Consider the following 8,972-nt stretch of genomic DNA (forward strand, 5'->3'; position numbering starts at 1 on the left):
CTCCAGACACTCCTGAAACGCCAGCACCGCCCGTGACGGCTTGGGCGACCGGCGCAGCAAACTCACGAACCGGCACGCGTAGTTGAACCGCGCCGGCAGCACGGGCTTCATGAGCCCGCGCTCCTCGAACACCTGCGCGTAGTGGTCAGGCAAAAAACCGAGAAAGCGCCCCGAAAGAATCAGCGTGGCAATCGCTTCCTGGTCGAAGCCCGTCGCCTTGCGCGAGAGCTTGGCGCGATGGCTCAGTTCCATGTTGGGCGAGTGGTAGCCCAGGCCCGCGAAGTGATGCTCACGCAGCCTGGCCCACGTGAGCTTTGCGTTGTTGCTCTCGAAGAGCGGATGTCCCTTGCCGCAGTAAAGCAGCATCGTCTCGTCGAATAAGTCGGCGTAGACCAGGCTCTTCGAGGCCCGGTGCGCCGGGATGATGCCGATCTGGAAATTGCCTTCCAGCACGCCCTGCTCGATGGCGTTGATCGAACCCACATGCACCGCCAGGTTCACCTCCGGCGCAAGTTCGGTGAAGCGCGCAATGGCATCGCCGATGCGCGCCTTCGGATTGGTCGCCGTCTTGTCGAACAGCGCCACGTCGAGCTGGCCGCCCATGCGGTTGTGGATGTCGTCGATGCTGCCGCGAAAGGCATCGACCGAGGCCAGCAGGCGCAGCGTCTCGTCGTACACGCGCTGGCCCTCGGCCGTGAGCGCGAAGCCCGCGCGGCCGCGCCGGCACAGCACCAGGCCGAGCCTCGTTTCCAGGTCCTTCACATGCCGGCTCACGGTGGAGGTGCCGATGTTCAGCTCCAGCTCGGCCGCCGCCATGCCGCCGCAGTCGACCACGCTCTTGAACACCTTGAGCAGGCGCAGGTCCATGTCGCTGAGCTGCCCCAGCACGGCGCGATTGCGGGCACTGTTTTGGGCTTTCGCCTTTACTTGCATGATGTGTCAAGTGAACATTGATATTGCGCCATTCTCCACACTGAAGGCTCTGCCAACAATCGGCACACCTCATCACCCTTTTGGAGCCCGCTTGCGCGGGAAGCGCCATGACCCTTGCAACGCCCGCCATCGAACCGACGCCCGCCCTGCGCACCGACGCCGCCTGGCTCGACGCGCACTGGATGCCCTACACCGGCAACCGCAACTTCAAGGCCGATCCGCGCATGATCGTGGAGGCCAAGGGCGCCTACTTCACCGATGGCGACGGCCGCAAGATCTTCGACGGCCTCTCGGGCCTGTGGTGCTCGGGCCTCGGCCACGGCCGCCCTGAAATCACYGAAGCGGTGAGCCGCCAGATTGCCAAGCTCGACTACTCGCCCGCCTTCCAGTTCGGCCATCCGCTCTCGTTCGAGCTGGCCAACAGGATCAAGGAGCTCACGCCCGCGGGCCTGGACTACGTGTTCTTCACCGGCTCGGGCTCCGAAGCGGCCGACACTTCGCTCAAGATGGCGCGCGCCTACTGGCGCACCAAGGGCCTTGCCAGCAAGACGCGCCTGATCGGCCGCGAGAAGGGCTACCACGGCGTCAACTTCGGCGGCATCTCGGTGGGCGGCATCGCGGCCAACCGCAAGCTGTTCGGCCAGGCCGTGGAAGCGGACCACCTGCCGCACACGCAGATCGCGGCCAACGCCTTCACGCGCGGCATGTCCGAGAACGGCGCCGAGCTGGCCGACCGCCTGCTCGACCTGATCGCGCTGCACGACGCCTCGAACATCGCGGCCGTGATCGTGGAGCCCTTCGCGGGCTCGGCCGGCGTGGTGATCCCGCCCAAGGGCTACCTGAAGCRCCTGCGCGACATCTGCACGGCCAACAACATCCTCCTGATCTTCGACGAGGTCATCACCGGCTTCGGCCGCTGCGGCGCGCTCACGGGCGCCGATGCCTTCGGCGTGACGCCCGACATCATGAACATCGCCAAGCAGGTGACCAACGGCGCGCAGCCGCTGGGCGCGGTGATCGCCAGCAAGGAGATCTACGACACCTTCATGGCGGCGGGCGGCCCCGACTACATGCTCGAATTCCCGCACGGCTACACCTACGGCGCGCACCCGGTGGCCTGCGCCGCCGGCATCGCGGCGCTCGACGTGCTGCAGAAGGAAGACATGATCGGCCGCGTGCAGGCGCTCGCGCCGCACTTCGAGAACGCGGTGCACAGCCTCAAGGGCAGCAAGCACGTGACGGACATCCGCAACTACGGCCTGGCCGCGGGCCTGACGATTGCCGCGCTGCCGGGCGAGCCGGCACGCCGGCCGTACGAGATCGCGATGAACTGCTGGAAGAAGGGCTTCTACGTGCGCTACGGCGGCGACACGATCCAGCTCGCGCCGCCCTTCATTTCCGAGAAGGCGGAGATCGACCGCCTCGTCAACGCGCTGGGCGACGCGCTGGCCGAAACGGCCTGACGCACGGCGGGCGGGCAATGGACGGCTCTGCATAATGAGCCGGCCTCCATTTCCTCGCCCGCCCTCGTGCAACAGATCGACCTTTCCTACGCGATCCGGCCCCGCCGCAGCGGATCGCGGCAGATCCGCAATCCGCTGATGCAGATCCTGCAGGCGGTGCGCGAGCACGGCTCCATCTCGGCCGCGTCGCGCGCGCTCGACCTGTCCTACCGCCATGTGTGGGGCGAGCTCAAGCACTGGGAGCAGGCGCTCGGCCATCCGCTGATACAGGGCGAGCAGGGCCAGCGCGCGCAGCTCTCCGAATTCGGCGACAAGCTGCTGTGGGCCGAGCGCCAGGCCCAGGCCCGGCTCGCACCGCAAATCGAGGCGCTGCATGCCGAACTGGAGCGCGCCTTCGCCCTCGCCTTCGATGACCGCACCCATGTGCTGAGCCTGCAGGCGAGCCACGACGACGCGCTCGCGCTGCTGCGCACGCATGCGGCGGGCACCGCGCAGCTGCACCTGGACATCCACTTCACCGGCAGCGTCGATGCAATCCGCGCGCTCAACCAGGGCCGCTGCGTGATGGCGGGCTTCCACACGATGGAGCATCCGCCGCGCGGCTCGCTGGCGCAGCGCACCTACCAGCCGCTGCTCAAGCCGGGTCAGCACAAGCTGATCGGATTCGCGCGGCGCACGCAGGGCCTGCTCGTGGCGCCGGGCAACCCGCTCAACCTGCGCTCGCTGGCCGACGCGGCGCGGCTGCGCGCGCGCTACGTCAACCGGGCCATCGGCACCGGCACGCGCCTGCTGCTGGACGAACTGCTGGCAGAAGCCGGGCTCGACGCCTCAGCGCTCGCGGGCTACGAACGCTGCGAAACCTCGCATGCGGCGGTCGCGCATGCCGTGGCGTCCGGGCAGGCCGATGCGGGGCTCGGGCTCGAATCGGCCGCGCACGCCGAGGGGCTCGACTTCGTGCCGCTGGTGCGGGAGCGCTACCACCTGGCCTGCCTCAAGTCGGCACTCGACCAGCCCGCCATGCAGGCGCTGGTGGCGGTGCTGCAGAGCGCAAGCTGGCAGCACCTGCTGGAGACGCTGCCCGGCTACGAGGCTGCGGCCAGCGGCGAGGTGCAGTCGCTGCGCGCGCTGCTGCCGTGGTGGACCTTCGCGCGCGAGAAGAAGGCTCACGGGCATTGAAGAGGCGGTCCGGGCACATGGGTTAAGGTTGTGCCCATGACAGCTGCGGTGCATAGCGATATTCCCGCCCGTCTCGACCGCCTGCCGTGGTCGCGCTGGCACTGGCGCGTGGTGGTCGCGCTCGGCGTGGCCTGGGTGCTCGACGGCCTCGAGGTGACGCTTGTCGGCTCGATCGGCGCCGTGCTCGAGCGGCCCGACACACTCGGGCTCAGCGCCGGCGAGATCGGCTGGTCGGGCTCGATCTACATCGCGGGCGCGGTGATCGGCGCCCTGCTCTTCGGCCGCCTGACCGACCGGCTCGGGCGCAAGAAGCTGTTCCTGGTCACGCTGGTGGTCTACACCCTGGGCACGCTGGCCACCGCGTTCTCGCCGGACTTCGCTTTCTTTGCGCTGTGCCGCTTCATCACGGGCCTGGGCATCGGCGGCGAATATGCGGCCATCAATTCCGCCATCGACGAGCTCATTCCGGCGCGCGTGCGCGGCCGCGTCAACCTCGCGATCAACGGCAGCTTCTGGATCGGCGCGGCGCTGGGAGCCGGGCTCAGCCTGGTGCTGCTCGATGCGCGCGTGATCGGTCCGGTGTGGGGCTGGCGCGCGGGTTTCGCGCTGGGCGCGGTGCTGGCGGTGGCCATCCTGCTGGTGCGGCGCCACGTGCCCGAAAGCCCGCGCTGGCTGATGGCGCATGGCCGCGCCGACGAGGCGCTGCGCATCGTCGAGACCATCGAGGCCGAAGTCCGCGCGCAGCACGGCCCGCTGGCGCTGGCCGAGGGCCGCGTGGCCTACGGCGGCGGGCGCCACCGCAGCCCGTCGATGCGCGAGGTGACGCACGTGCTGCTGCGCCGCTACCGCGCGCGCAGCGTGGTCGCGGTGGCGCTGATGGTTTCGCAGGCCTTCTTCTACAACGCGATCTTCTTCACCTATGCGCTGGTGCTCACGCGCTTCTACGGCGTGGCCGAGGACAACGTGGCGCTCTACATCTTTCCGTTCGCGCTTGGCAATGTGCTCGGGCCGCTGCTGCTGGGCCCGCTGTTCGACAGCGTGGGGCGGCGCAAGATGATCGCGCTGACCTACGTGCTCGCGGGCGTCGGGCTCGCGTTCACCGGCTGGGCCTTCATGATGGGCTGGCTCGACGCGCGCAGCCAGGCGCTGTGCTGGTCGGCGGTGTTCTTCCTGGCCTCGGCCGCGGCGAGCTCGGCCTACCTCACGGTCAGCGAAGTGTTCCCGCTCGAGATGCGCGCCATGGCCATCGCGATCTTCTACGCCATCGGCATGGGCGCGGGCGGCTTCGTGGCGCCGGTGCTGTTCGGCGTGCTGATCGAGACCGGCAGCCGCGGCGCGGTGATGGTGGGCTACGCGATCGGCGCCACGCTGGTCATCGTTGCGGGACTGCTCGCGCTGCGCTATGCGGCCGATGCGGAGTGCAAGCCGCTCGAGGAAGTGGCGCCGCCGCTGTCGTCGGAGATCGGGAGCACCGGGATCGGCGACTAGGCAGGCCCCGGCGCAGGCTCAAAGTGCACAGGTCCTGAAGCCGAAGAAACCATCGTCGCGCCCGGGCAATGCAAAGCTGCGGCGCCGCGGCGAACGCAGGCGCGAGCGGGTCGCGAACGAAGCGCCGCGCAGCACGCGCGCCTCGCCGAATGCAGGCACGGGATCGAACTCGCTGCCCGCGCTCCAGGGATCGGCGCGAAAGCCGGGCCAGGGCCGCAGCGTGCCCGCGGTCCACTCGTGCACGTCGGCCCAGCGGAATCCGCGCCGCGCCGCCGTGTGCGCCGCAATCTCCCATTCGACCTCGGTCGCGATGCGCCGGCCGGCCCAGCGCGCCCAGGCATCGGCCTCCCACCAGCTCAGGTGCACCGCGCTGTGGTGGCCGGCCGCACGCACCGTGGCACCAAAACGGTGCTGCAGCACCGAGCCGCCGGTGCCGTTGCGCGCGACGCCGATCTGCTCGATATGGCGCGGCCCGCGGCGCCCTTCGATCTGCGAGGCGAGCCAGCGCCAGCCCTGCGGATGCCAGAGCTCCTCGCGGTCGTAGCCGCCCTCGTCGACGAATTCGATGAACTGGCTCCAGGTCACGGGCTGGGCGTCGATCTCGAATTCGGGCACCTCGACGCGGTGCGCACCCTGCTCCTGCGCGAAGGCGAAGCCGCAGCCCTCGGGCAGGCCGAGCTCCCATTGCGTGGCCGGCAGCAGCAGCGGCTCGCGCGTGACGGCCGTGGGCATCGGATCGATGCCCAAAGGCAGCCCCAGCGTCTGCGCCATCACGATGAACTGCTCGCCGCGCAGGTCTTCATGGAAGAGCGCGAGGCGGTAGAAGTAAAGCCCCGGATCGGTCTCGGCCGCATGCTCGAGCAGTTCGAGCGTGCTCTCCAGCGTTTCGAGCAGGTAGGCCTTGGTCTGGGCGAGGTCCGGCAGGCCGGGCGACCAGCGCTGCGCGGGCGAAACCTGAGCCGGGTTCCACCAGTCGTCGGCCGCGGGTTCGATGGCGGCCAGCCGGGTCGGCCGAACCGGGCAATCGGCGCCGAAGGCACGCTGGGTGTTGCGCCCGATCCACCATTCGGCAAACCAGCCGATGTGCCCGGCCAGCCAGAGCGGCGGCACCACGCCCGCATCGCCCGTGCGCTCCACCGCGAGCGCGGGCGAGCCCAGTGCCTCTTCGTAGAGCGAGAGCAGATGAAGCGTGTGGTTGCGCGCATCGATCAGGGCCAGCGAGAGCAGCTCGCGGCCGGCGCGCTGCATGTCGGGCGAGTCGATGGAGTGCGGCAAGCCCGTGGGCAGCGGAGGCGGCGACGACGAGGGCATGTTTCATTATCGCGAGCCGGYGCACCAGTGCGGCGCATGGCGGCCGCGCCTACGGGAATACACCGCCCGTGCCCGTCCGAAAACGGCTTTGCGCGCCGATAAAATCGCGCGTCCGCCGAAAGCCCCCGGACCGCCGCCCGCCGGCGGAGCCCGGCCCGCTTCTGCATCCAAGCATCCATTTCCTCTCTGGAGAAGAGCATGAATTTCCTGCTCAGATTTTCGCGCGCGGTCGATTGGCTCAATGGCCAGATCGGCAAGTACGTGATCTGGCTCATCCTTGCATCCACCGTGATCAGCGGCGTCAATGCCGTGGTCCGGARGGTGTTCAACGTCAGCTCCAACGCCTATCTCGAAGTGCAGTGGTACCTGTTCGCCGCATCCTTCCTGATTGCCGCGGGCTACACCCTCCTGAACCAGGAGCACGTGAAGATCGACGTGATCCTCAGCCGCCTGTCCAAGCGCGGCCAGATCTGGGTCGACATCATCGGCTTCAGCTTCTTCCTCACGCCGGTCTGCCTGGCCATCCTCTGGTATGGCATTCCGTTCTTCCTGCAGGGCTATCGCTCGGGCGAGATGTCGAACAACGCCGGCGGCCTGATCCGCTGGCCGATCTACGCCATGATCCCGCTGGGCTTCTCGCTGCTGATGCTCCAGGGCTGGTCCGAACTCATCAAGCGCATCGCGTTCCTGCAGGGCCGCATCGATGATCCCACGCAGAAGCGCGACGAAAAGACCGCCGAAGAAGAACTGGCCGAGTCGATCCGCCGGCTCGCCGAATCCAACGCCAAAGGCTGAGCGGTAGCACCCCATGGAATTCATTACGCAAAACTTCGCCCCGATCATGTTCGCGGGGCTGATCGTGTTCCTGCTGTTCGGCTTTCCGGTGGCATTCAGCCTCGGCGCCTGCGGCCTGTTCTTCGGCTTCGTCGGCGTGGAGCTCGGCCTCCTGCCCGAGGCGCTGCTGCAGGCGCTGCCGCTGCGGGTGTTCGGCATCATGCAGAACGACACGCTGCTGGCCATTCCGTTCTTCACGCTCATGGGGCTGATCCTCGAGCGAAGCGGCATGGCCGAAGACCTGCTCGACTCGATCGGCCAGCTCTTCGGCCCCGTGCGCGGCGGCCTCGCGCTGGCCGTGATCTTCGTGGGTGCGCTGCTTGCGGCCACCACCGGCGTGGTGGCGGCCTCGGTCATCTCGATGGGCCTGATCTCGCTGCCGATCATGCTGCGCTACGGCTATGACCGGCGCATCGCCTCGGGCGTGATCGCGGCCTCGGGCACGCTGGCGCAGATCATTCCGCCTTCGCTGGTGCTGATCATCATGGCCGACCAGCTCGGCCGCAGCGTGGGAGACATGTACAAGGGCGCGTTCGTGCCGGGCTTCATGCTCACGGCCATGTACGCGGGCTACGTGATCCTGCTGGCCATCTTCAAGCCCAAGTGGGTTCCGGCCCTGCCGCTCGAGGCACGCACCTTCCGCGAGCCGAGCGGCAGCAGCGGCCTGCCCTCGCTGCTGGTGCTGACCACCGTTGCCACCGCGGCGGCCGTGTTCTTTGCCGAGCACATTGCCGACGTCCACACCTGGTGGACCGGCCAGCCCGTGACCAGCGTGGCCACTGACGAAACCATCGTGGTGTCGATGTGCGTCGGCGTGATGCTGGCCTTCCTGATCGCGGTGGCCAACCGCCTGCTGCGGCTGCGGCTGCTGTCGCGCATTGCCGAGCGCGTGACCTTCGTGCTGATCCCGCCGCTGCTGCTGATCTTCCTGGTGCTGGGCACGATTTTCCTCGGCGTGGCCACCCCCACCGAAGGCGGCGCCATGGGTGCCCTGGGCGCCTTCATCATGGCCATGGTGCGCGGACGGCTCAGCATGAGCCTGCTCAAGCAGGCGCTCAACACCACCACCAAGCTGTCGTGCTTCGTGGTGTTCATCCTGATCGGCTCGACCATCTYCAGCCTGGTGTTCCAGGGCGTGGACGGACCGCGCTGGGTCGAGCACCTGCTGACCGGCATGCCCGGCGGCCAGCTCGGCTTCCTGATCCTGGTGAACGTGCTGATCTTCTTCCTGGCGTTCTTCCTGGACTTCTTCGAGCTCTCGTTCATCGTGGTGCCGCTCCTGGCACCCGTGGCGCACAAGCTCGGCATCGACCTGATCTGGTTCGGCGTGCTGCTGGCTGTGAACATGCAGACCTCGTTCATGCATCCGCCTTTCGGCTTCGCGCTGTTCTACCTGCGCAGCGTGGCGCCGACCAAGGCCTACAACGACAAGGTCACGAACGAACGCATCGAGCCCGTCACCACCATGCAGATCTACTGGGGGGCGGTGCCCTTCGTGCTGATCCAGATCATCATGGTCGGCCTGATCATCGCGTTCCCGGCCATCGTCTCGAGCGGGCTCGACAAGGAGGTGGCGGTCGACCTCGACAAGATCGGCGCCGAGATGCAGGCCAACATGCCGAAGGACGACTCCCAGCCCGCTCCCGAGCCGGCACCCGGCGCCTCGGCACCGGCCGGCGGCGAAGCACCTGCGGGCGCGGAAGAAGACCCGATGAAGGCCATGCAGGAACAGCTGGACCGGGACGCGGGCAAGAAGTAGTTCGAAGA

At 68.1% G+C, this 8,972-nt stretch carries 7 protein-coding genes; 5 read left to right on the top strand and 2 right to left on the bottom strand.

Annotated features, from left to right (window positions below; genetic code table 11):
- Positions 1-933: LysR family transcriptional regulator (locus AC1DOC_RS08555; RefSeq protein ID WP_478129662.1), on the bottom strand; the 933-nt coding region annotated here is incomplete at its 3' end.
- Between the two features lie 107 nt (positions 934-1,040).
- Here AC1DOC_RS08555 and aptA point away from each other — a divergent pair.
- The 3 genes from aptA to AC1DOC_RS08570 all read left to right on the top strand — a co-directional run bounded on the left by aptA (position 1,041) and on the right by AC1DOC_RS08570 (position 5,060).
- Positions 1,041-2,396 (top strand): omega-aminotransferase AptA, encoded by a 1,356-nt coding sequence (gene aptA, locus AC1DOC_RS08560; RefSeq protein WP_478129663.1) that lies wholly within the window; start codon positions 1,041-1,043, stop codon positions 2,394-2,396.
- Between the two features lie 66 nt (positions 2,397-2,462).
- On the top strand, positions 2,463-3,572 hold the full coding sequence (locus AC1DOC_RS08565; RefSeq protein WP_436043060.1) for a substrate-binding domain-containing protein: 1,110 nt from the start codon (positions 2,463-2,465) through the stop codon (positions 3,570-3,572).
- 36 nt (positions 3,573-3,608) lie between these two features.
- Entirely contained in the window at positions 3,609-5,060 is a 1,452-nt protein-coding gene (locus AC1DOC_RS08570) for an MFS transporter (RefSeq protein ID WP_478080593.1), read from the top strand.
- An 18-nt stretch (positions 5,061-5,078) separates the two neighbouring features.
- Here the strand turns inward: AC1DOC_RS08570 and AC1DOC_RS08575 are convergent, their stop codons facing one another.
- The gene (locus AC1DOC_RS08575; protein ID WP_436043056.1) at positions 5,079-6,371 is read right to left on the bottom strand and encodes an SUMF1/EgtB/PvdO family nonheme iron enzyme; all 1,293 of its coding nucleotides are present in this window, start codon (positions 6,369-6,371) and stop codon (positions 5,079-5,081) included.
- Between the two features lie 198 nt (positions 6,372-6,569).
- On the opposite strand from AC1DOC_RS08575, the gene AC1DOC_RS08580 reads away from it, so the two are divergent.
- On the top strand, positions 6,570-7,166 hold the full coding sequence (locus tag AC1DOC_RS08580) for a TRAP transporter small permease subunit (protein WP_478129664.1): 597 nt from the start codon (positions 6,570-6,572) through the stop codon (positions 7,164-7,166).
- 13 nt (positions 7,167-7,179) lie between these two features.
- Positions 7,180-8,964, top strand: coding sequence for a TRAP transporter large permease (locus AC1DOC_RS08585; protein WP_478129665.1), 1,785 nt, complete (start codon positions 7,180-7,182; stop codon positions 8,962-8,964).
- The last annotated feature ends 8 nt before the right edge of the window (positions 8,965-8,972 follow it).

This window comes from Variovorax sp. 01T439_2 (assembly GCF_056398445.1).